Source organism: Pseudomonas glycinae (assembly GCF_001594225.2).
Lineage (GTDB): Bacteria > Pseudomonadota > Gammaproteobacteria > Pseudomonadales > Pseudomonadaceae > Aquipseudomonas > Aquipseudomonas glycinae.
Genome location: NZ_CP014205.2, coordinates 5,373,439 through 5,396,260, shown reverse-complemented (window position 1 = coordinate 5,396,260; position 22,822 = coordinate 5,373,439). Strand labels below are relative to the sequence as shown.

General features: G+C 61.7%; 19 protein-coding genes and 1 pseudogene. 14 read left to right on the top strand and 6 right to left on the bottom strand.

Annotated features, from left to right (window positions below; all coding sequences use genetic code 11):
* Positions 1-156: 156 nt before the first annotated feature.
* Genes tauA through tauD form a run of 4 tightly spaced genes read left to right on the top strand, consistent with a single transcriptional unit; the run spans position 157 to position 3,681 of the window.
* On the top strand, positions 157-1,134 hold the full coding sequence (gene tauA, locus AWU82_RS24660; RefSeq protein WP_007952702.1) for a taurine ABC transporter substrate-binding protein: 978 nt from the start codon (positions 157-159) through the stop codon (positions 1,132-1,134).
* A gap of 16 nt (positions 1,135-1,150) precedes the next feature.
* Entirely contained in the window at positions 1,151-1,945 is a 795-nt protein-coding gene (gene tauB / locus AWU82_RS24655) for a taurine ABC transporter ATP-binding subunit (RefSeq protein ID WP_064382740.1), read from the top strand.
* Positions 1,942-2,781: a taurine ABC transporter permease TauC gene (tauC, locus tag AWU82_RS24650; RefSeq protein ID WP_064382739.1), complete on the top strand. Its 840-nt coding sequence runs from the start codon at positions 1,942-1,944 to the stop codon at positions 2,779-2,781. Before tauB ends, tauC begins: the two co-directional genes overlap by 4 nt.
* Before the next feature lie 57 nt (positions 2,782-2,838).
* Positions 2,839-3,681: a taurine dioxygenase gene (tauD, locus tag AWU82_RS24645; RefSeq protein WP_064382738.1), complete on the top strand. Its 843-nt coding sequence runs from the start codon at positions 2,839-2,841 to the stop codon at positions 3,679-3,681.
* Positions 3,682-3,812: 131 nt separating this feature from the next.
* On the opposite strand, the gene mgrA is transcribed toward tauD, so the two are convergent.
* From mgrA to AWU82_RS24630, 3 genes are read right to left on the bottom strand one after another with little or no spacing between them, the layout of a single operon-like run.
* The gene (gene mgrA / locus AWU82_RS24640; RefSeq protein WP_011331956.1) at positions 3,813-4,850 is read right to left on the bottom strand and encodes an L-glyceraldehyde 3-phosphate reductase; all 1,038 of its coding nucleotides are present in this window, start codon (positions 4,848-4,850) and stop codon (positions 3,813-3,815) included.
* Between the two features lie 39 nt (positions 4,851-4,889).
* Positions 4,890-6,209: an LLM class flavin-dependent oxidoreductase gene (locus AWU82_RS24635; protein WP_064382737.1), complete on the bottom strand. Its 1,320-nt coding sequence runs from the start codon at positions 6,207-6,209 to the stop codon at positions 4,890-4,892.
* Position 6,210: 1 nt separating this feature from the next.
* On the bottom strand, positions 6,211-8,436 hold the full coding sequence (locus tag AWU82_RS24630; RefSeq protein WP_064382736.1) for a TonB-dependent receptor: 2,226 nt from the start codon (positions 8,434-8,436) through the stop codon (positions 6,211-6,213).
* A gap of 206 nt (positions 8,437-8,642) precedes the next feature.
* Here AWU82_RS24630 and AWU82_RS24625 point away from each other — a divergent pair, with 206 nt between their 5' ends.
* Positions 8,643-9,680: a LacI family DNA-binding transcriptional regulator gene (locus tag AWU82_RS24625; RefSeq protein WP_064382735.1), complete on the top strand. Its 1,038-nt coding sequence runs from the start codon at positions 8,643-8,645 to the stop codon at positions 9,678-9,680.
* Positions 9,681-9,718: 38 nt separating this feature from the next.
* Here the strand turns inward: AWU82_RS24625 and AWU82_RS24620 are convergent.
* Positions 9,719-9,982: pseudogene (locus AWU82_RS24620) on the bottom strand (type II toxin-antitoxin system HicB family antitoxin); the annotation flags it as partial.
* A 253-nt stretch (positions 9,983-10,235) separates the two neighbouring features.
* Here AWU82_RS24620 and AWU82_RS24615 point away from each other — a divergent pair.
* Positions 10,236-10,496: a hypothetical protein gene (locus AWU82_RS24615; protein WP_007952727.1), complete on the top strand. Its 261-nt coding sequence runs from the start codon at positions 10,236-10,238 to the stop codon at positions 10,494-10,496.
* Between the two features lie 23 nt (positions 10,497-10,519).
* On the opposite strand, the gene betT is transcribed toward AWU82_RS24615, so the two are convergent.
* Entirely contained in the window at positions 10,520-12,481 is a 1,962-nt protein-coding gene (gene betT, locus AWU82_RS24610; RefSeq protein ID WP_190241593.1) for a choline transporter BetT, read from the bottom strand.
* A gap of 409 nt (positions 12,482-12,890) precedes the next feature.
* Positions 12,891-13,817, bottom strand: coding sequence for a serine O-acetyltransferase EpsC (epsC, locus tag AWU82_RS24605; RefSeq protein WP_064382732.1), 927 nt, complete (start codon positions 13,815-13,817; stop codon positions 12,891-12,893).
* A 190-nt stretch (positions 13,818-14,007) separates the two neighbouring features.
* Between epsC and AWU82_RS24600 the strand changes: the two genes are divergently transcribed.
* The 8 genes from AWU82_RS24600 (at position 14,008) to AWU82_RS24565 (ending at position 22,791) form a co-directional block, all read left to right on the top strand.
* Positions 14,008-15,012 (top strand): D-cysteine desulfhydrase, encoded by a 1,005-nt coding sequence (locus AWU82_RS24600; RefSeq protein WP_064382731.1) that lies wholly within the window; start codon positions 14,008-14,010, stop codon positions 15,010-15,012.
* A 245-nt stretch (positions 15,013-15,257) separates the two neighbouring features.
* Positions 15,258-16,058, top strand: a complete 801-nt coding sequence (tcyJ, locus tag AWU82_RS24595; RefSeq protein WP_011331948.1) for a cystine ABC transporter substrate-binding protein — start codon at positions 15,258-15,260, stop codon at positions 16,056-16,058.
* Positions 16,058-16,723, top strand: coding sequence for a cystine ABC transporter permease (gene tcyL / locus AWU82_RS24590; protein ID WP_011331947.1), 666 nt, complete (start codon positions 16,058-16,060; stop codon positions 16,721-16,723). The genes tcyJ and tcyL overlap by 1 nt, the downstream gene beginning before the upstream one ends.
* Before the next feature lie 4 nt (positions 16,724-16,727).
* Entirely contained in the window at positions 16,728-17,477 is a 750-nt protein-coding gene (tcyN, locus tag AWU82_RS24585; RefSeq protein ID WP_064382730.1) for an L-cystine ABC transporter ATP-binding protein TcyN, read from the top strand.
* A 457-nt stretch (positions 17,478-17,934) separates the two neighbouring features.
* Entirely contained in the window at positions 17,935-18,699 is a 765-nt protein-coding gene (locus tag AWU82_RS24580; protein ID WP_064382729.1) for a hypothetical protein, read from the top strand.
* Between the two features lie 266 nt (positions 18,700-18,965).
* Positions 18,966-20,207 carry an SfnB family sulfur acquisition oxidoreductase gene (locus tag AWU82_RS24575; protein ID WP_064382728.1) on the top strand — a complete coding sequence of 414 codons (1,242 nt, stop codon included), beginning with the start codon at positions 18,966-18,968 and terminating at the stop codon, positions 20,205-20,207.
* Between the two features lie 38 nt (positions 20,208-20,245).
* The gene (locus AWU82_RS24570) at positions 20,246-21,439 is read left to right on the top strand and encodes an SfnB family sulfur acquisition oxidoreductase (protein ID WP_064382727.1); all 1,194 of its coding nucleotides are present in this window, start codon (positions 20,246-20,248) and stop codon (positions 21,437-21,439) included.
* Entirely contained in the window at positions 21,439-22,791 is a 1,353-nt protein-coding gene (locus AWU82_RS24565; protein ID WP_064382726.1) for an LLM class flavin-dependent oxidoreductase, read from the top strand. Before AWU82_RS24570 ends, AWU82_RS24565 begins: the two co-directional genes overlap by 1 nt.
* Positions 22,792-22,822 lie beyond the last annotated feature (31 nt).

Genomic DNA, 22,822 nt, shown 5'->3' with positions numbered 1-22,822 from the left:
GCTGAATTCCCACGCAGAGCGTGGGAACTATCAAATACCCCCGGCTTAGATTTTTCCGCTCATAAGATCATTCTAAAAAGTTATTTATTTTTAGATTCTTAGATCATTTAGTCTCCTTTCACGCCGACGCTCGGTCGCCTGATATGGAGCTCTTCAATGAAACTGAATTTCCCGCTTCGCCTGCTGGCCGTGGCCTCTCTGGCTGCTGCAAGTTTCCTGGCTCAGGCCGCCGACCTCACCGTCGCCTACCAGACCACCGTTGACCCGGCGAAAGTCGCCCAGGCCGACGGCGCCTATGAAAAAGCCACCAAGGCCGACATCAACTGGCGCAAATTCGATAACGGTGCCGACATCATTGCCGCCATCGCTTCCGGTGACGTGCAGATCGGTTACCTCGGTTCCAGCCCGCTGACCGCTGCGATCACCCGTAAAGTCCCGGTGGAAACCTTCCTCATCGCCACTCAGATCGGCGCCGCCGAAGCACTGGTCGCCCGCGACGGCTCCGGCATCAAGACGCCGCAGGATCTGGTCGGCAAGAAAATCGCCGTGCCGTTCGTGTCCACCGGTCACTACAGCCTGCTGGCCGCGCTGAAGCACTGGAACATCGATCCATCGAAAGTCACCGTCCTCAACCTCGCCCCGCCAGCGATCATTGCTGCGTGGAAACGCGGTGACATCGACGCTACCTACGTTTGGGATCCGGCGCTGGGTGTGGCCAAGGAAAACGGCAAAGTGCTGATCACTTCCGGTGAACTGGCCAAGTTCGGCGCGCCGACCTTCGACGCCTGGATCGTGCGCAAGGACTTCGCGGAGAAGCATCCGGAAATCGTCACCGCATTCGCCAAGGTCACCCTCGACGCCTACGCCGACTACCGCAAGGATCCGAAAGCCTGGCTGGCCAACCAGAGCAACGTCGACAAGCTGGTGAAGCTTTCGGGCGCCAAGGCCAGCGACATCCCATTGCTTCTGCAAGGCAACGTCTACCCGCTGGCGGCGGATCAGGTCAGTGACCTCGGTGCACCGACCACCAAAGCCATCACCGACACCGCTGCGTTCCTCAAGGAGCAAGGCAAGGTCGAAGCGGTACTGCCGGACTACGCGCCGTACGTCAGCGCCAAGTACATCACCAACTGATCGGGAGTTAATCGCGATGGCCTTGCTACAGCTGGAGCGCATCAGCGCACAGTATCCCGGCAGCCCGGAACCGGTACTGTCCGACATTTCCCTGACCCTCGGCCCTCAGCAATTGCTGGTGGCCCTCGGCCCGTCCGGCAGTGGCAAGACTTCGCTGTTGAACCTGATTGCCGGTTTCGTCGAACCGAGCGCCGGCCGCATCACCCTCGACAACGTGCCGGTCAAAGGCCCGAGCGCCGAACGCGGCGTGGTGTTCCAGGACGACGCCCTGCTGCCCTGGCAGGACGTGCTGGCCAACGTGGCTTTCGGTCTGGAACTGGCCGGTGTGGCCAAGGACAAACGCGAACAGCGCGCCCGGGAAATGCTCGCGCTGGTCGATCTTTCCGGTTTTGAACACCGTCGCATCTGGCAGCTTTCCGGCGGCCAGAAGCAGCGTGTCGGCCTGGCCCGCGCCCTCGCGGCGGACCCGCGTGTGTTGCTGATGGACGAGCCCTTTGGCGCCCTCGATGCCTTCACCCGCGAACAGATGCAGGAGCTGTTGCTGCAAGTCTGGCAACGCACCGCCAAGCCGGTGTTCCTGATTACCCACGACATTGAAGAAGCGGTGTTCCTCGCCACTGACCTGATTCTGCTGGCGCCGAATCCGGGGCAGATCGTCGAGCGCCTGCACCTCGACTTCGGCCAGCGCTACGCCGCCGGTGAGTCGGCACGAACCATCAAATCCGACCCGCGTTTTATCGAAACCCGCGAACACGTGCTTGCCAAAGTGTTCTCGCAACGCAGCGCCGTTCAGCGGCAGGAGCGCGCATGAGCAGTTACGACGTTTCCGCCACCGCCGTGAAACCCGCCGCCACGTCGGTGGTGATTCCCGTGCGCCGCAGCCTCAGCACCCGCTGGATCAGCCTGCTGACCCTGTTCGCGTTGCTGGTGATCTGGTGGGCCGTGACGGCCACTGGCCTGATCGAGCCGCTGTTCCTGCCGCCACCGTCCGCCGTACTGCAAAAAGGCTGGTTGCTGGCGACCACGGGCTACATGGATTCGACGTTGTGGCAGCACTTGGGCGCGAGCCTGAGCCGCATCGGTCTGGGCCTTGGTTTTGCGATTTTGACCGCAGTGCCGGTGGGCATTGCCATCGGCGCCAACCGCATCGCCCGTGGCGTGCTCGATCCGCTGATCGAGTTCTACCGGCCGATTCCGCCACTGGCTTATCTACCGCTGATCGTGATCTGGTGCGGCATCGGCGAGTTGTCGAAAGTGCTGCTGATCTATCTGGCGATTTTCGCCCCGATCGCGATTGCCACCGCCACCGGCGTGCGCACCGTCGACCCGGCCAAATTGCGCGCCGCACAGTCGCTGGGCGCCACCCGCGCGCAACTGATCCGCCATGTGATTTTGCCAAGCGCCCTGCCGGACATTCTGACCGGTGTGCGCATTGGCCTCGGTGTCGGCTGGTCGACCCTGGTCGCCGCCGAACTGATCGCGGCCACCAGCGGCCTGGGCTTCATGGTGCAGTCGGCTGCGCAGTTCCTGGTCACCGATGTGGTGGTGCTGGGGATTCTGGTCATCGCCCTGATCGCCTTCGCGATGGAGATGGGCCTGCGCGCCCTGCAACGCAAACTGGTGCCGTGGCACGGCCAGGCCCACTGATTTTTCAGCACTGACTACCCCGACAGTTTCGGGGCCCCGGAATTGAAGAGAACCACCATGAGCAGCCTGAACATCACCCCGTTAAGCTCGGCCCTCGGCGCACAGATCAGCGGCGTCGACATCAGCCAGCCGCTGAACCTGGAACAGCGCGACGCCATCGAGCAGGCGCTGCTCAAGTATCAAGTGCTGTTCTTTCGCAATCAGCCGATCGAACCTTCGCAACAGGCGCGCTTCGCCCACTATTTCGGCGACTTGCACATTCACCCGATCTACCCGAACGTGCCGGAACAACCGGAAGTGCTGATCCTCGACACCGCCGTCACCGACGTGCGCGACAACGCGATCTGGCACACCGACGTGACCTTCCTGCCGACCCCGGCCATGGGTGCGGTGCTCAGCGCCAAGCTGTTGCCGGAGTTTGGTGGCGACACGTTGTGGGCCAGCGGAATTGCTGCGTATGAAGCGCTCTCGGCGCCGATGAAAGCGCTGCTCGAAGGGCTGACCGCGACTCACGACTTCACCCGCTCGTTTCCGCTGGAGCGCTATGGCAACACGCCGCAGGCACTGGCGCAGTGGGAAGAGGCGCGGCGCAAGAATCCACCGCTGTCGCATCCGGTGATTCGCACGCACCCGGTGAGCGGACGGCGTTCGCTGTTCGTCAACGAAGGGTTCACGTCGAAGATCAATGAGCTGTCGGAGACCGAGAGCGAAGCGGTGTTGAAGTTCTTGTTCGCGCATGCGACGCGGCCGGAGTTCACCATTCGCTGGCGCTGGCAGAAAGATGACATCGCGTTCTGGGACAACCGCGTGACGCAACATTACGCGGTGGATGACTACCGGCCGGCGCGGCGGGTGATGCAGCGGGCTACGGTGTTGGGGGATGTGCCGTTTTTTCGCTGAGCCTTTACGTTGATCGTTCCCACGCTCTGCGTGGGAACGCCTCTACGGACGCTCCGCGTTCGGCTTGGCAGGGGACGCGGAGCGTCCCGGGCTTAATTCCCACGCGGAGCGTGGGAACGATCTGTGTGTCGTTATTCAGCTGTCGAAGGCTTCTCCCAAAGATTGATCCCGCCCTCCTGGGCAAACCGGTCAATCTCCGCCAGCTCCTCAGCACTGAAGCTCAGATTCTTCAACGCCCCGACGTTCTCGACAATCTGCTCCGGCCGGCTCGCGCCAATCAGCGCCGAGGTCACCCGCGGATCCCGCAGTGTCCACGCCAATGCCAATTGCGCCAGGCTCTGCCCGCGACGCTTGGCGATCTCGTTCAGCGCCCGAACGTGAGCGATGTTGGCCTCGGACAAGTGCGAAGCCTGCAACGAACCACCGCCCGGACGATTGACCCGCGCATCCGCCGGCACGCCGTTGAGGTACTTGTCGGTCAGCAGGCCTTGCGCCAGCGGGGTGAAGGCAATCACGCCAGTGCCGAGTTCGTCAGTGGTGTCGAGCAGGTCCTTTTCCACCCAGCGGTTGAGCAGGTTGTACGCTGGCTGGTGAATCAGCAGCGGTACTTTCCACTCTTTGAGCAATGCGGCGATTTCGCGGGTTTTCACTCCGGAGTACGACGAGATGCCGATGTACAACGCCTTGCCCTGCTGCACCGCCGTGGCGAGGGCGCTGGCGGTTTCTTCCAGCGGGGTGTCCGGGTCGAAGCGGTGCGAATAGAAGATATCCACATAGTCCAGGCCCAGGCGTTGCAGGCTCTGGTCGAGGCTCGCCAGCACGTATTTGCGCGAACCGCCGCCCTGGCCGTAAGGGCCGGGCCACATGTCCCAACCGGCCTTGCTGGAGATGATCAGTTCATCGCGGTACTGCTTGAAGTCTTCGCGCAGCAGACGGCCGAAGTTGATCTCGGCGCTGCCGTAGGGCGGGCCATAGTTGTTGGCCAGGTCGAAGTGGTTGATGCCCAGGTCGAACGCCGTGCGCAGCAACGAGCGCTGGGTGTCGATCGGCGTGCTGTCGCCGAAGTTGTGCCACAGGCCCAGGGACAGCGCCGGCAGCACCAGACCGCTGCGTCCGACGCGGCGGTAAGGGATGGAGTCATAGCGGTTTTCGGCAGCGGTGTAAGTCATCGAATCCTCTCTTGTCGGTCTTGAATCGGGTGTCGATTGCTACGCAAATCTGTTGCCGGGCCGGGCGAGGCCAAGGTTCTGGCGCAAAGTCCGGCCTTCGTATTCGGTTCTGAACAGCCCACGCCGTTGCAGTTCCGGGACCACGCCGTTGGCGAAGTCTTCGAGCCCGCCGGGCAGGTGTGGCACCAGCACGTTGAAACCGTCCGCCGCGCCCTGCTCGAACCATTCCTGCAAACGGTCGGCAATCTGCGCCGGTGTACCGACGACGCTGTAATGCCCGCGACCGCCAGCGATTCTGCGGCCCAGTTCGGCCAGGGTCAGATGCTCGCGGCCGGCCAGTTCGGTCAGCAGTTTCTGTCGGCTTTGCTGGCCGCTGTCAGTCAGCGGCAATTCCGGCAGCGGCCCGTCCAGCGGGTACTTCGACAGATCGAAGTTGCCCAGCATACGCCCAAGCAAGGCGATGCCCACCTCGGGTTCGACCAATTGCTGAAACGTTTCACATTTTTCCTGCGCTTCGGCTTCCGTCTGCCCGACCACGACAAACACGCCGGGCATGATTTTCAGCGAATCGGCACTGCGTCCGTACTTCGGCAAGCGTCCCTTGAGGTCGGCGTAAAACGCCTGAGCGCTGGCCAGTGAGGTCTGCGCGGTGAACACCACTTCGGCGGTCTGCGCCGCCAGTTCACGCCCGGTTTCCGACGAGCCGGCCTGCACGATCACCGGCTGACCCTGTGGCGAACGCGCGACATTCAGCGGGCCTTTGACCCGGAAGTGCTCGCCAACGTGATTCAGCACGTGCAGTTTTTCCGGGTCGTAATACGCACCGCTGGCTTTGTCGCGGAGGAAAGCATCGTCCTGCCAACTGTCCCAGAGACCCGTGACCACCTGATGAAATTCCCGGGCGCGGCTGTAGCGTTCGGCATGGCCGATGTGTTCGTCGCGGCCAAAATTCTGCGCTTCGGCGGCGTTGTCCGAGGTCACCAGATTCCACCCCGCTCGCCCGCCGGACAGGTGATCGAGCGAAGCGAACTTGCGCGCCACGTGGTACGGCTCGTTGTAGCTGGTGGTTGCGGTGGCGATCAGGCCGATGTGTTCGGTCACCGCGCTCAAGGCCGAGAGCAACGTCAGCGGTTCGAAGTGATCCGAACGGGCCATGCGGCTGGCGATGTCCTGGGTCGGCGCGGCGACGCTGTCGGCGACAAACAAGGTGTCAAACTTCGCTGCCTCGGCAATCTGCGCCAGGCGTTTGTAATGGGCGAAATCCAGCCCGGCGTTGGCCGGTACGTCCGGGTGACGCCACGCGGCAACGTGGTGTCCGGTGGCCATGAGGAACGCGCCGAGTTTCAGCTGTCTGCTCATCTCAGAAGTCCTTGCGCAGTTGCACGCCGAAGTAGCGCTCGTCGTCGCGAGGCACAGCGCGGTAGATGTAGTTGCCACCGCTGGCGAGCAATGGCGAATAGGACTTGTCGGTGAGGTTCTTGCCCAGCAACGCCACGCGCCAGCCATTGGTGTAATCGGCCAGGGCCACGCTGGCGTTCCAGAGTCCGTAGGCGCCCTGCTTGGTGTCGGCGTTCTGGCTGATGTCGTACTGCACTTCGCTCTGCCAGCTGTAATCGGTGCCGAGTTCGATATCCAGGCCGTTATCCAGCGGGATGGTGTAGTCGGCCCGCACGTAGCTTTTCCAGTCCGGGCTGAAAGGCAGCGGCTTACCGTTGACGTTGCACGACGCCGCCGCACCCGCCGGGCAGGCGAACTCGTCGATGCGGGCGCGGGTGTAGGCCAGCGCGCCGGAGAACTTCAGTTGCTGGGTCGCCTGCAGGGCGAGATCAAGTTCCACACCTTCGGTTCTGACGCTGCCGGCGTTGATCAGGCGCGTTACCACTTGCCCGGCGACGGTGTCGAAAAAGTTCGCCTGGTAGTTGTCGTAGTCGCTGTGGAAAACCGCGAGGTTGGTGGTCAGGCGATTGTTCCAGGACGAGGCTTTGATCCCCGCCTCCCAGGTGTTGGAGGTTTCCGGTTTCAGCGCTTCGGTATCGCGCGGCTGCATGTTGAAGAACACGTTGTAGGCCGGGCCTTTGTAGCCGCGCGAGTAAGTCAGGTAGGTGGTGACGGTATCGCTCAGGTCGTACTGCAAACCGAGCCGGCCGGACCAGCCGTCCTCGTCCACCGAACCGGAACTGCGGGTGGCCGGTTGAATGCCGCTGACCGTGGTGGCGGACGTGGAGACGCGACGGTGATCGTATTCGAGATCGTCGTGGGTGTAGCGCAGGCCGGCGATGCCACGAAAGTCCGAGGTGAAATTCAGCGTGCTCTCGCCGAACACCGCATAGCTGTCGCTGGTGGTGCTGTAATCGGCGACGCCGCGATCAGTGCGCGTGGTGGTCGTCAGGGTGCGCTGATAGGTTTCCTCGTCCTTGCCGTGCATGTAGAACAGGCCGCCGACGTATTCGAGGAACTCGCCTTTCGGCGACGCCAGCCGCAGCTCCTGCGAGTACTGATCGAAGGCCAGATCGCCCTTGTCCGCCGTGCCGGGGAACGCGGTCGTCACCGTGCCGAGGCGGTCGCCATCCTGATACTGGGTGTTGTCCCAGCCGCGCCACGCGGTAATCGAGGTCAGGGTGTAATCCCCCAGTTGCCAATCGAGCTGGCCGGACAGGCCCTTGTTAGTGTCCTCGACGTGGGAGCGGGTGTCGGTGTTGATGTCGCGGTTGTGGCTGGTGGCGCCGACCGGGCTCAACGCATTCGCGAAGGCCGGGGTCAGAGCCTTGGTCACGACGCCGTTGGGGCCGTCATCGTGGGACTGCATGTAGTCGGCGATCAGGGTGAAGGTGATGTCGTCGTTCGGGGTGAATTCCAGTTTGCCGCGCACGCCACGATGGTTATAGCCGTTGACCTCCTGACCGTTGTGCTGGTTGTCGACGTTGCCGTCGTACGTGCCGAACAAGGTGCTGATCGAGCCCTCGAGCGTGTCCGGAATCAGACTGCCGCCGATGCCGAAACGGGTGCGGCTTTCGTTGCCGCTGTAGTACGACTGATCGATGTAGCCGTGGGTCTCGGTGGTCGGCGCCTTGCTGGTGATGTTCAGCACGCCGGCCGAAGCGTTCTTGCCGAACAGCGTGCCTTGCGGGCCGCGCAGAACTTCGACGCGTTCCAGGTCCAGCAGATCGAGAGTGGACTGGCCGGGACGGGCATAGACCACGCCATCGATCACCGTGGCCACGGTCGGCTCGACGCCTGGCGAGGTGGAAATCGTCCCCACGCCACGCACGAACAACGAGGTGTCCTTGTTCGATGCGCCGGTGCGGAAATTCAGCGACGGCACTTGCTGGACGATGCTCGCCACGCTGTTGCGGTTGTCCCGTTCCAACTGCTCGCCGTCGATCACCGACACCGCCACCGGGACCTTTTGCAGCGACTCTTCGCGGCGGGTGGCGGTGACCGTGACGGACTTGAGTGTCGGCTCCTGATCGGTGCTGTCGGCGGCGAACGCGGCAGGCAGCGGCAGCGCGGCCAGCCCGGTGAGTAGCCAGCCCGCAGCGCGGATCGATTGCGCCAGTTTGTGTGTCGCCCCAGGAATGTTGTGCATGTTTGCCCGCTCGGAAAGTTGCCCTGAACCGCTGCCGTTCTGCGACGACAGCGCCTGTCTCGGTGTCTTGGGCATTCGCTCGAGCGAGTAGCAGACAACGCGCTTTGTTAGCGCTAACATCGCCAGTATTGGCAAGCCGGAGATAGACCGTCCAATACTGAAAAATTACTTTTATATGCGTTTTGGTTTTTAAGAAGGATCGAGCCTTGAGCGAAGAAAAGCCCCGCAAACGCCGTGGCGCCGGTCGCGTGACCCTCAACGCGGTGGCGCGCCAGGCCGGTATTTCGGCGATCACCGTGTCGCGCTATTTCAACCAGCCGGAACAGGTCTCGCCCGAGCGTCGCGAACGGATCGCGGCGGTGGTCGCCGAACTGGGTTATGTGCCGAATCTGGTGGCCGGCGGACTCGCCTCTGCACGGGGAAAAATCGTCGGCATGGTGATCCCGAACATCTCCGGGCCGATCTTTGCCAACACCATTCAGGGCTTCAGCGACACCCTCAGCCGTCACGGTTATCAGCTGTTGCTGGCATCGAGTTACTTCAGCACCGAGCAGGAAGAAAACGCCGTGCGGGCGTTCCTGGGCTGGTCGCCGGCGGCGCTGGTGGTCACCAGTCACTTCCACAGCATGGGCACGGAAAAGATGCTCGCCGAAGCGGATATTCCGGTGATCGAAACCTGGGATTACCAGCCGGATCGCGAGCCGATGCAGATCGGTTTTTCGCACTTTGAAGTGGGGGTCAGTGCCGCTCGTTATTTGCACGGCAAAGGCTACCGGCGAATCGCCTTCGTGCAGAACAGCGCCCCCGGCGACTTCAGCGCACTGGAGCGCCGCGACGGTTATGCGGCGACCGTGCGTGAGCTAGGACTTGAGCCCTGGGTATTCGCACCCGCCGCCGATCGCGCCCCGTTCGAGGCCGGCAAGCAAGCGATGGAAGCACTGATGAAAGCCTCACCACGCCCGGACGCCATCATCTTCGCCAACGACAACCTCGCCGCCGGCGGCCTGCTCGCCGGACAACGCGCCGGCCTCAAGATCCCCGAAGACTGCGCCGTCCTCGGCTTCGGCGACTACCCGTTCGCCGAGATGCTGCTGCCGAGCCTGAGCACGATCAAACCGCCGGCGCTGGAGATCGGCGTGCTGGCGGCAACCCGGGTGCTGGAAAGTCTGGGCGTTTTGCCGAGCGATGAGGTGCAGCGGTTGAATCTGCTGCAATGCACGGTCATTGAGCGGGAAAGTACCTGACCCAGAGACTCGCTCTAACGGCATGGGAGTCAGATCGAAAAATATGGGGTGATATCAAACTCGACTACATCCCAAACGCCTCCGGCGTATTCCGGGTTGTCGAGATGAGCACCAATATCCCGCACCTGCGGCAACGACTCGCGATCCTCGACCAGTCCCGCAAAGTGCAATGCCAGTGCTTCTTGAATGTTGCTGATAGCTTCAGCGGCTGTACCGCCTGCCGAGTAACAACCCGGAATGTCGGGGACGATCACTCCGTAGTCTGAGTCGGAATCCTTATGCAGAACGACCGGGAATTTCATTAGAGCCCCTTCCTGTACACCCGTAGATGCAGCGCACTATAGGTGTAACCACCAATCAGAAAGCTAAATTACACATCTTGAAATCGATCGTTACGTGAAGATCTGATGCAGCTCGCAGTCTGGATGACATAGACAGAGCGTCATGGTCAGCCGGCGGAGAGATACGAAAAGAATGGGCTGGTTTGGCTATGCTCTAAAAGGACACCGAGCTGGACGAATCACAGGTAAACGAACCCACCAGGCGAAACCCACCATGCACACCGCAATCATCATCTTCTTCGGCCTGATCCTGCTGGCATTGATGTTTTACATCGGCGAGCGCATCGGTTTCAGTCGGCAGACGCTGGCCTATGGTTTCGCGGCGTTGTGGCTGGCGTTGACGGTGATCAATGGTGCGGTCGGCGTGGTCCACGCCGGGCAGCCGTTGGGGTCGGAGATTGCGATCGGCAGCGCCGTGTATGGCGTGCCGCTGGCGGCGATGGTGTTGTTCATGGTGCTGAGCGCCGAGACCTGAATCGTCCCGGCGCCCTGCCCCGATCAACGCACCAGATGCAGGAACTGCATGTGCCGTTCGTACTGGTCGAGGATGTCGTTGATGATCTGCTCTTTCGTGTAACCGACCAGATCGTAGTCCTGACTGCCCTCGCTCAAGTGCACTTCAGCGCGGTAGTAGCGGCGATTGTTGAGCTGCTTGGAACCCATGCCGCCACGGGCGAACGACGGCGTGAAGTAGCCGCGCATCTGCACCTGGTAGATGAACGGGTGCTGTTCACCGTGACCGATTTCCAGGCTGACGCTGTCGTGCGCCGGATCCGGTTGGGTGACCACGTTCAGGCCTTTCTCGGCGAACACGGCCGTCACTTCTTCGATGGCCGGCTTCACCGTGGTGTCCATGAAGCGGTACACCTCGTCCCGCGACGGGAAGTGGACGGCCTGACTCAGACGCTGACGCCAGCCGCCCTTGCCACGCCGTGAACCGGACACCGGCGCCAGCGAATGCAGTTGCGCGATCTGCTTCTGCGACTCCAGATAGAACGCCTTGTGCAGGCCCCACATCATCAGCAGCAGAATCAGCGAGAACGGCAGCGAGGTCAGCACCACCGCCGACTTCAACGCATCGATGCTGCCGGAGAACAGCAGCGCACTGGTCACCAGCGCGGTCATCGCGCCCCAGAACACCCGCAGCCATTTCGGCCCGTCTTCATCCGGGTTGCCGCCCTTGGCCGACAGGGTCGAGAGCACCACGGTGCCGGAGTCGGCGGAGGTGACGAAAAACACGAAACTGATGAACACCGTCACCGCGATAACGGTCTTGCTCCACGGATAGGTTTCCAGCAGCAGATAGAGGGTCATCGACGGGTTATCGAGGGCCGACATGCCCAGCGCCGACATACCGTGGTTGAGCACTTGGTCGATGGCGCTGTTGCCGAAGATCGACATCCACGCCAGGGTGAAACCCAGCGGAATCAGCAGCACGCCGAAGACGAATTCGCGGATGGTCCGGCCACGGGAAATCCGTGCGATGAACAGGCCCACGAACGGCGACCATGCAATCCACCAGGCCCAGTAGAAGACTGTCCAGCCGCCGAGCCAGTCGCTCGGTTTGTCGTAGGCGTAGAGGTCGAAACTTTTCATCGGCAAGGCGCCGAGGTAGTCGCCGAGGTTCTGGATCAGGGTGTTGAGCAAATGCTGGGTGGGGCCGGCGAACAACACGAACAGCAGCAGCGCACAGGCCAGCAGCATGTTGATGTCGGACATGACCCGCACACCTTTATCCACGCCGGAGACGGCGACGATGATCGCTGCGCCCATCATCAGCGTGATCAGGCCGACTTGAATCCACTGGGTGTGGGCGATGCCGAACAGGTAGTCCAGACCGGAGTTGAGATGGAGCACACCGAAGCCCATGTCCGCACCGAGGCCGAACACCGTGGCGATAATGCCGAAGCCGTCCACTGCGTAGCCGATGGGGCCGTTGATGCGTTTGCCGATCAGCGGATACAGCGCCGAACGCAGGGCCAGCGGCAGGTTATGCCGGTAGGCGAAATACGCCAGCGCCATGCCGACAAAGGCGAACACGCCCCAGCCGTGCAGGCCCCAGTGCAGAAACAGAATCTGCATCGCCTGACGCGCCGCCTCCGCCGTGCCGGCCTCGCCTTGCGGCGGCTGGAGCATATGGGTCAGCGGTTCGGACACACAGAAGAAAAACAGCGTGATGCTGATCCCGGCGGCGAACAGCATGCCGGCCCAGGACAGGTAACTGAATTCGGGTTCGTCGTGGTCGGCACCGAGTTTGATCTTGCCGTAGCCCGATAACGCGGTGACCACCACGAAGACCAGATACAGGGTCATCGCGAGCATGTAGTACCAGCCGACCGTGTTGGCCGCCCAGTTTTGCGCTTCGAGAAGCCAGGCGCCGGCCAGTTCCGGCATGGCGATGACCGTCAGGCCGAAAAGCAGGATCACCGTCGCGGCGAACCAGAACACCGGCGGATTCATGCGTACCAGACCGCTGGCGGGGGTGGACGATGCACTCATGAACGGTGCACCTCAAGGGGTTGGAAAATGGCTGAAATGATCGGACTCAGCAAAGGCAAGCCTCCTGTTGTGAGCGGGCAGCGAACCGCCGGTTTAACTTGAATGAACGTTCAAGTTAAACATGGATAGTACGCTCAGGACTAATCGCAGGGCTCAGCGGTACCTTTCGTACGCTAGCTCAAGAGGGGTTATGACGCTGTGGCGAGGATGATCGTTCCCAACTGATCGTTCCCACGCTCTGCGTGGGAATGCCGCCCTTGACGCTCCGCGTCATATTGCGGGCCACTCTGTATTTCGGGGGGAGTTCGGAACGCGGAGCGTCCCTGTAGGCGTTCCCACGCAGGAGCGTGGGAACGATCAGGTGTAAGCGTTACTTCTGCGTCCCGTCATCATGCTGCAGATTGGCCTGGGTCAGGTTGCACCCGGCGGGTACGCTGCGGGTCAGCCACACGTTGCCACCGATGGTCGAGCCCTTGCCAATGGTAATCCGTCCCAGGATTGTCGCCCCGGCGTAGATCACTACGTCGTCTTCGACGATCGGATGGCGTGGATGGCCCTTCTGCAGCTGGCCGTCCTCATCCGCCGGGAAGCGTTTGGCGCCAAGGGTCACCGCCTGATAAATCCTGACGCGCTCGCCGATGATCGCGGTCTCGCCGATCACCACGCCCGTCCCGTGGTCGATGAAGAAACTGCGGCCGATCTGCGCACCGGGGTGAATATCGATGCCGGTCGCCGAGTGGGCGATTTCCGAACTGATCCGAGCCAGCAGCGGCAGACCCGCGCGATACAAATGGTGGGCCAGACGATGGTGAATCACCGCCAGAATCCCCGGATAGCACAGCAGCACTTCATCGACGCTGCGCGCCGCCGGGTCGCCGTGGTAGGCGGCCAGCACATCGGTGTCGAGCAGGCTGCGCAGGCCCGGCAGTGCGAGGGCGAAATCCTGGATGATCCGGATGGCTTCGGCCTCGACTTCAGTGTCGGCCTGGGCGCTGTGACGGGCGACGTAACGCAGTTCGAGTCGTGCCTGAGCCAGCAATGCATTCAACGCAACGTCGAGGGTGTGACCGACATAGAAATCCTCGCTCTCTTCACGCAGATCCACCGGCCCCAGCCGCATCGGAAACAGTGCGCCGCACAGGGCTTCAAGGATCTGCGCCATCGCATCACGGGACGGCAATTCACGCCCGCCCTGCTCGCCGGACGCGCGCCCGTTTTGCGCACGCCACTGATCCCGCGCAGTACGCAGCTGGCTGACGATGGTCTGCAATTGCCAATGGCTGGAACGCTCGCTCACGGTAAAGACTCCTCACGGGCGGCCGGACTGTCTGGCCGCGTCAACGGCGACTACTTTACGGCAACCCCACCGGGGCGAATTAAGAACCGATAGTGCTGGGTTAAGCACATTTGGCTATAAGCGATTGGCGGTTGCCCCGGTAAATCGGCGTGCCTATAGTCCTGACATCTCCTTGCATCAGTACGGAACCATGTCCACACAACCGATCAATCAACAGCTGCAACGCTTCAACCGCCTCGACCTGCTCGGCCAACCGACCCCACTGGAAAAACTCGAGCGCCTGTCCACCTGGCTCGGCCGCGATGTCTACATCAAACGCGATGACCTGACGCCTTTGGCCATGGGCGGCAACAAGCTGCGCAAGCTCGAATACCTCGCCGCCGATGCCATCGCCCAAGGCGCGGATACCCTGATCACCGCCGGTGCACTGCAATCGAACCACGTTCGCCAGACTGCCGCGCTGGCCGCCAAACTGGGCCTGGGTTGCGTAGCGCTGCTGGAAAACCCGCTGGGCACCGACGACAGCAACTACACCGGCAACGGCAACCGCCTGCTGCTGGACCTGTTCGACACCAAGGTCGAGCTGGTCGACAACCTCGACAACGCCGACGAACAACTGGCCGCCCTCGCCGTGCGCCTGCGCAGCAACGGCAAGAAGCCGTACCTGGTGCCGATCGGTGGCTCCAACGCCCTCGGCGCGCTGGGTTACGTGCGCGCCGGTCTGGAGCTGGCAGAACAGATCAAGGACACCGGCCTGCAATTCTCCGCCGTCGTTTTGGCCTCTGGCAGCGCCGGTACTCACAGCGGTCTGGCGCTGGCCCTGAGCGAAGCCCTGCCACAACTGCCGGTGATTGGCGTGACGGTGTCGCGCAGCGAAGAAGATCAGCGCCCGAAAGTCCAGGGCCTCGCCGAACGCACCGCCGACCTGCTGGGTGTGGCGCTGCCGGACAGCTTCAAGGTCGAGTTGTGGGACGAATACTTCGGCCCGCGCTATGGTGAGCCGAATGCCGGGACGCTGTCGGCGGTGAAGCTGCTGGCCAGCCAGGACGCCGTGTTGCTCGATCCGGTCTACACCGGCAAGGCCATGGCCGGACTGCTCGACGGCATCGGTCGCGGGCGTTTCGACGACGGCCCGATCATCTTCCTGCACACCGGCGGCGCCCCGGCGTTGTTTGCGTACAAGGATTTTCTCTGACGCGCTCGCTCCCACGCTCTGCGTGGGAACACAGCCCGGAATACGAAAAACGCATATTCCGCAGATGAATAACAAATGGAAAATTCATTATTTTCCATTCTAAAAGAACCACCCTATAGTCTCGCCGCAGGCGAATTTCGCGAGAGACGCATAAGCTGCTTTAAGGCAGGATAGCGCTGTCGTCCAATTCCCGGATTCGCCAACTTTCCTTAAGCGTCTTCCATAAGAAAACACAGGGGCTTGTCATGATTCTTTCCGCACTACGTCGAAATCTGCTGGTAGGTTCGCTGGGCCTGGCACTGAGCGCCGGTCTGCTGGGGCAGGCGGTTGCCGGTGAGCAACTGCAACAGATCAAGGACAAAGGCGTTATCAACGTCGGCCTGGAAGGCACTTACCCACCGTTCAGCTTCGTCGATGCCGACGGCAAGCTGTCGGGTTTCGAAGTCGAGCTGTCCGAAGCCCTGGCCAAGAAGCTGGGCGTGAAGGCCAAGATTCAGCCGACCAAATGGGACGGCATCCTCGCGGCCCTGGAATCCAAGCGTCTGGACGTGGTGGTCAATCAGGTGACCATCTCCGAAGAGCGTAAGAAGAAGTACGACTTCTCCGAGCCGTACACCGTTTCAGGGATTCAGGCACTGGTACTGAAAGACAAGGCAGCCGCGCTGAACATCAAATCCGCCGCCGACCTGTCCGGCAAGAAAGTCGGCGTCGGTCTGGGCACCAACTATGAACAGTGGGTCCGCGCCAACGTGCCGGGTGCCGACGTTCGCACCTACGACGATGATCCGACCAAGTTCGCCGACCTGAACAACGGACGTACCGACGCGATCCTGATCGACCGACTGGCTGCACTGGAATACGCCCAGAAAGCGCCAAAAACCGTCGCTGCCGGTGAAGCCTTCTCCCGTCAGGAAGCGGGTATTGCCCTGCGCAAAGGCGAACCTGAACTGCTGGCCGCCGTGAACAAGGCCCTCGACGAACTGCGTGCCGACGGCACCCTTGAGAAGCTGTCCAAGAAATACTTCAACGCTGACGTCACCCAATAATGGAAGAAGCTTTCCAACTCGCTCTGGACTCCGCGCCCTTCCTGTTGAAGGGCGCGTACTACACGGTAATCCTCAGCCTCGGCGGCATGTTTTTCGGCCTGCTGCTGGGCTTTGGCCTGGCGTTGATGCGCCTGTCGCGTTTCAAGTCGGTCAGCTGGCTGGCCCGCATCTATGTGTCGTTCTTTCGCGGCACGCCGTTGCTGGTGCAACTGTTCGTGATCTATTACGGCTTGCCGCAATTGGGCATGGAACTCGACCCGCTGCCGGCGGCGCTGATCGGCTTCTCGCTGAACATGGCCGCCTACGCCTGTGAAATCCTGCGTGCCGCGATCGGTTCGATCGAGCGCGGCCAGTGGGAAGCCGCTGCGAGCATCGGCATGACCCGCGCGCAGACCCTGCGCCGGGCCATCCTGCCGCAGGCGATGCGCACGGCGTTGCCGCCGCTGGGCAACAGCTTCATTTCGCTGGTCAAGGACACCGCACTGGCCGCCACCATTCAGGTGCCGGAGCTGTTCCGTCAGGCACAGCTGATTACCGCCCGGACTTTCGAAGTCTTCACCATGTATCTTGCCGCCGCGCTGATCTACTGGATTCTGGCCACGGTGCTGTCGCACTTCCAGAACAAGTTGGAAGAGCGGGTCAATCGGCACGACCAGGAGTCCTGACCCCATGATTGTCGTGGAAAAACTGACAAAGCAGTTCAAGGGTCAAGTCGTGCTCAACGGCATTGATCTGGAGGTGAAGGAAGGCGAGGTCGTGGCAATCATCGGCCCCAGCGGCTCGGGCAAGACCACGTTCCTGCGCTGCCTGAACTTCCTCGAGGAACCCACCAGCGGCCGGATCAAGGTCGGCGAGATCGAGATCGATACCAGTCGCCCGCTGAACCAGCAGCAGAGCCTGGTGCGCAACCTGCGCCAGCATGTGGGCTTCGTGTTCCAGAACTTCAACCTGTTCCCCCACCGCACCGCCCTGGAAAACGTCATCGAAGGCCCGATCGTGGTCAAGAAGACGCCTCGCGATGCAGCCATTGCCCTGGGCAAGAAGCTGCTGGCCAAGGTCGGCCTGGCGGGCAAGGAAGACGCCTACCCACGGCGCCTGTCCGGTGGCCAGCAACAGCGCGTGGCGATTGCCCGGGCGCTGGCGATGGAGCCGGAAGTGATCCTGTTCGACGAGCCGACCTCGGCCCTCGATCCGGAGCTGGTAGGTGAAGTGCTGGCGACCATCCGCGGCCTCGCCGAGGAGAAACGCACCATGGTGATCGTCACCCACGAAATGGCGTTCGCCCGTGACGTGGCCAACCGCGTGGTGTTTTTCGATAAAGGCGTGATCGTCGAACAAGGTGAAGCGAAAGCGTTGTTTGCCAATCCGAAAGAAGAACGCACTCGACAGTTCCTCAGCAAGTTCAGAAACAACGGCTGATCCGCAAACTTTCCTGAATACAAACTTCCATGGATGGAAGTTATGTTTAAACATTCCACAACACCAACTCAATCAAACAATTGCGCTACTTATCCATGTCCTGCAACACACTGGGCATGATTGAATTGCGCCCTCTCACTCGTCTTCCTTTGCGCAGTTCAATAGCCGCCACAGCCGGTAAAGCCTGGAAAAAACGTGGCTTAATTCGCCGTTCCAGATAGGTAGAGTGCCTTATCGACGTAGGAGCATTCTGATAAGTCCGTAATTCTGCAATTAACTAACGCCATCCATTGACATGCCTTTCAGTGAACTTTTATCTAGTCACTCATCGCAAGCCGCTACATCACAAAGACCCTATAACGATTGGCCGAAAGTACTGGTTTTTATTACCGGGCAATTCTGGCCATTTGAACTTTCAGAAACGGATTTCGCTGCAAGGCTTCAAGGAGAGGATTTCATGACCCGCACTTCGCTTATCCCCGAACTGACCGCGCCGAGCGTGGCGCCCTCGCAAAACAACGGCATCAATCTCGCAGCAGCGGCGCATCTGCTGGTCGATGTGCCGCCCTACCCGGACATGGACACCGGCGACCTGATCGAACTGTTCTGGAACAACTGCTATGTCGCCTCTCACCTGCTGACAGCGCAAGACCTCGCAGCCCCGGTGAGTCTGCGGGTGCCCGAGAGCTTTATCGTCAGCGGCTCATCACGTATTCACTACCGGGTCATGCGGGTGGGTCACGGGCCATCACTGTCGGCGGCGGCGCGCGTCACGGTGAAACTCGACTGCCCCGGCGGGCAGCCCCCCGCGGTGTGTGGTGACGAAAACCAGCAACTGGCCCCTGTGACCCTGCCCGAGACCATTCGCCGTCAGGGGGTCAACGCGAACCAGATCAAGCGTGGCGTACCACTGACCATCGAGCCGTACCTGAACATGGCTGAAGGCGATGCCATCACCCTGCGCTGGGGCGATGTGCGGATGGACCTGGCGCGCATCACCCCGGCCGATGTCGGCCAGCCGATTCAGGTCTGGGTGCCGCCGGCGATCATCACCGAGGCCGGCGAAGACCTGCGGCTGGATGTGACCTACTGCATCCTCGACCGGGTCGGCAACAACTCGCGTTGGGCGCCGCCGCGAACGCTGAAGATCGGTTGCGTGAATCCCTACCTCAAGGTGCCGCTCAAGGAAACGCCGAAGGCAGCAGAGCCGCAAAAAAAATGAGCATCGACGGCCGGTGAGGGACGACTTCCCTCGCCGCCGCACGCTTAACCAGACGGACCACGCCCCCTTCTATACATATTCCTAAAAGTTAGTTTATTTAAATTTTATACGCGCTTAGGGTATATGAACCGGACCACCGGACATTCTTTCGTTCGCCGCACTTTTGCGGCGTTTTTCATGAGATGTGAGGTAGGTAACATGGTCCGGAACACAATCACCCCAGTGCAGATCGCCAGGGCATTGCGTGCAGCCAGGGAGCGGCACTGATGTCCAGTCTGGCAGACGCAAACGTCCAGAGTGACCTGGACATCGCCCCGTTGTTGTTGCCCGCGCAAGTGCTGCGCAACGACGCTCAAGCCATCAAGGCCGCCCACGAGCTGGCGCAAGTCGCTCGCGTGCAGGCCGCCAGACGCGATCGCCAGCGCAAGCTGCCGTGGTCGGAAATCGAACAGTTCACCCGCAGCGGCCTCGGCAGCATCGCGATTCCGCGCGAGTACGGTGGCCCGCAGGTTTCCTTCGTGACCCTGGCCGAAGTGTTCGCGATCATTTCCGCAGCCGACCCGGCATTGGGGCAGATCCCGCAGAACCAGTTCGGCATCATCAACCTGATCCTCGGCAGCGCCACCGAACAGCAGAAAAAACTGCTGTTGCAGAGCGTTCTGGAAGGCTGGCGCATCGGAAACGCCGGGCCCGAACGCGGCACCAAGGACACCCTGGAATTGAAAGCGCGCATCACCGCCGACGGCGATGACTACGTGATCAATGGCCAGAAGTTCTACTCCACCGGCGCCCTGTTCGCCCACTGGGTCGCGGTCAAGGCGCTGAACGATGACGGTAAACAGGTTTTGGCCTTCGTCCGTCGGGGCACGCCGGGCCTGCGCATCGTCGATGACTGGTCCGGTTTCGGCCAGCGCACCACCGCCAGTGGCACGATCCTGTTGAACAACGTGCGGGTCGATGCCGGCCTCGTGGTGGACAACTGGAAGATCAACGAAAAGCCCAACACCCAGGGCGCGGTTTCGCAGCTGATTCAGGCAGCGATCGACGCCGGTATCGCCCGTGGCGCCATCGATGACGCCATCGAATTCGTCAAGACCCGCGCCCGGCCGTGGATCGACGCTAACGTCGAACGGGCCAGCGATGACCTCTACGTGATCGCCGACATCGGCAAACTGAAAATCGAACTGCACGCTGCCGAAGCGCTGTTGCGCAAGGCCGGGCAGGTGCTGGATCAGGTGCACGCCGCGCCACTGACCGCCGAATCCGCCGCCCGCGCATCGATTGCCGTAGCCGAAGCCAAAGTGCTGACCACCGAGATCTCGCTGCTGGCCAGCGAAAAACTCTTCGAACTGGCCGGCAGCCGCGCGACCCTCGCCGAATTCAACCTCGACCGTCACTGGCGCAACGCCCGGGTGCACACCCTGCACGACCCGGTGCGCTGGAAGTACCACGCAGTTGGCGCCTGGCGCCTCAACGGCAAGTTGCCGGCTCGCCATTCCTGGATCTGACGACCCGAACACTTTTGACCAGATCTCTGGAGAAATACATGACTTTTTCCCATCCCGTCGCGCTCATCACCAGCGACGAGCAAGCCCTGATCGTCGCCAGCGACCTGGCCGAAGATTTCCAGCGCGACAGCAACCTGCGCGACCGCGAACGCCGGCTGCCGCTGCCGGAGCTCGACGTGTTTTCCCGCTCCGGCCTGTGGGGCATCAGCGTGCCCAAGGAGTACGGTGGCGCCGGCGTATCCAACGTGACCCTGGCCAAAGTCATCGCGCTGATTGCCCGGGCTGACGGCTCGCTGGGGCAGATTCCACAGAACCATTTCTATGCCTTGGAAGTGCTTCGGGTGAACGGCAGCCACGAGCAGAAACAACGCCTGTACGCCGAAGTCCTCGCCGGCCAGCGCTTCGGCAATGCCCTGGCAGAGCTGGGCACCAGGACCGCCCATGACCGTGTCACCAGCCTCAAGCGCGACGGCAGCGGTTATCGCATCAACGGCCGCAAGTTCTATGCGACCGGCGCCATTTACGCCCAACGCATTCCAACGTCCGTGGTCGATGAAAACGGTGTGCAGCAACTGGCGTTCGTCCCGCGCGACAGCAAAGGCCTGACCGTGATCGACGACTGGAGCGGCTTCGGTCAGCGCACCACTGGCAGCGGTTCGGTGGTGTTCGAAGACGTGTACGTCACTGCCGAAGATGTCATTCCGTTCCAGAGCGCTTTCGAACGCCCGACCCCGGTAGGCCCGTTGGCGCAGATCCTTCACGCCGCCATCGACACCGGCATAGCCCGCGCCGCCTACGAAGACGCGCTGCACTTTGTACGCAGCAAGACCCGGCCATGGATCGATTCGGGTAACGACAAGGCCACCGAAGACCCGCTGACCCTCAAGAGCTTCGGCCACCTGAGTATCCGCCTGCACGCCACCGAAGCGCTGCTCGAACGTGCCGGCGAATTCCTCGACGCCGCCCAGGCCGAGACTAACGCCGAGACCGTTGCGGCAGCCTCGATTGCCGTCGCCGAAGCACGGGCAATCAGCACCGAAATCTCCCTGGCCGCCGGCAGCACCCTGTTCGAACTGGCCGGCAGCCAGGCCACCCTGATCGAACAAGGCCTAGACCGTCACTGGCGCAACGCCCGGGTTCACACCCTGCACGACCCGGTGCGCTGGAAGTACCACGCGGTGGGCAATTACTACCTCAACGATGAAAACCCGCCGCTGCGAGGGACCATCTGATGAGCAAGAAAAAGATCCTGCTCAATGCGTTCAACATGAACTGCATCGGCCACATCAACCACGGGTTGTGGACCCATCCCCGCGACACCTCAACCCAGTACAAGACAATCGAATACTGGACCGAACTGGCACAGTTGCTGGAGCGCGGGCTGTTCGACGGGCTGTTCATCGCCGACATCGTCGGCGTGTACGACGTCTATCAGAACTCGGTGGACGTCACCCTGAAAGAGTCGATTCAGCTGCCGGTCAACGATCCGTTGCTGCTGGTATCGGCGATGTCCGCGGTGACCAAAAACCTCGGTTTCGGCCTGACCGCCAACCTCACCTACGAGCCGCCGTATCTGTTCGCCCGACGCATGTCGACCCTCGATCACCTGAGCCGTGGACGGGTGGGCTGGAACATCGTCACCGGCTATCTGGACAGCGCCGCCAAGGCGATGGGCCTCAGTGAACAGGTCGAGCACGACCGGCGTTACGACCAGGCCGACGAGTACCTCGAAGTGCTCTACAAACTCTGGGAAGGCAGCTGGGAAAACGGTGCGGTGCTCAACGATCCGCAGCAGCGGATCTACGCGCAGCCGGACAAGGTGCACAAGGTCGAACACAAGGGCGAGTTCTATCAGGTCGAGGGTTATCACCTGTGCGAACCGTCGCCGCAGCGCACGCCGGTGCTGTTCCAGGCCGGCAGTTCGGATCGCGGTCTGCTGTTCGCCGGGCGGCATGCCGAGTGCGTGTTCATCAGCGGCCAGAACAAGCCGTCGACCAAGGCGCAGGTGGACAAGGTCCGGGCCAGCGCCGTCGAAGCCGGGCGCAATCCCGAGGACATCAAGGTGTTCATGGGCCTCAACGTGATCGTCGGCGAGACCGAGGAAGCGGCCTGGGCCAAGCATGCCGAATACCTGAGCTACGCCAGCGCCGAAGCGGGCGTGGCGCATTTTTCGGCCTCCACCGGGATCGATTTTTCCCAGTACGAAATCGACGAACCGATCCAGTACGTCAAAAGCAACGCGATCCAGTCCGCCACCAAGAACTTGCAGAACAACGACTGGACCCGCCGCAAATTACTCGACCAGCACGCCCTCGGCGGGCGCTACATCACCGTGGTCGGTTCGCCGCAGCAAGTGGCGGATGAACTGGAATCGTGGATCGCCGAAACCGGCCTCGACGGCTTCAACCTGACCCGCATCGTCACCCCGGAAAGCTATGTGGATTTCATCGATCTGGTGATTCCGGAACTGCAACGGCGCGGCTCGTACAAGACCGCGTACGACAGCGGCAGCCTGCGGGAAAAACTGTTTCACGGCGAAGCGCATTTGCCGCAGCAACACACGGGCGCCCACTACCGACACTAACCCTTGCACTGATCGTTCCCACGTCGAGGCG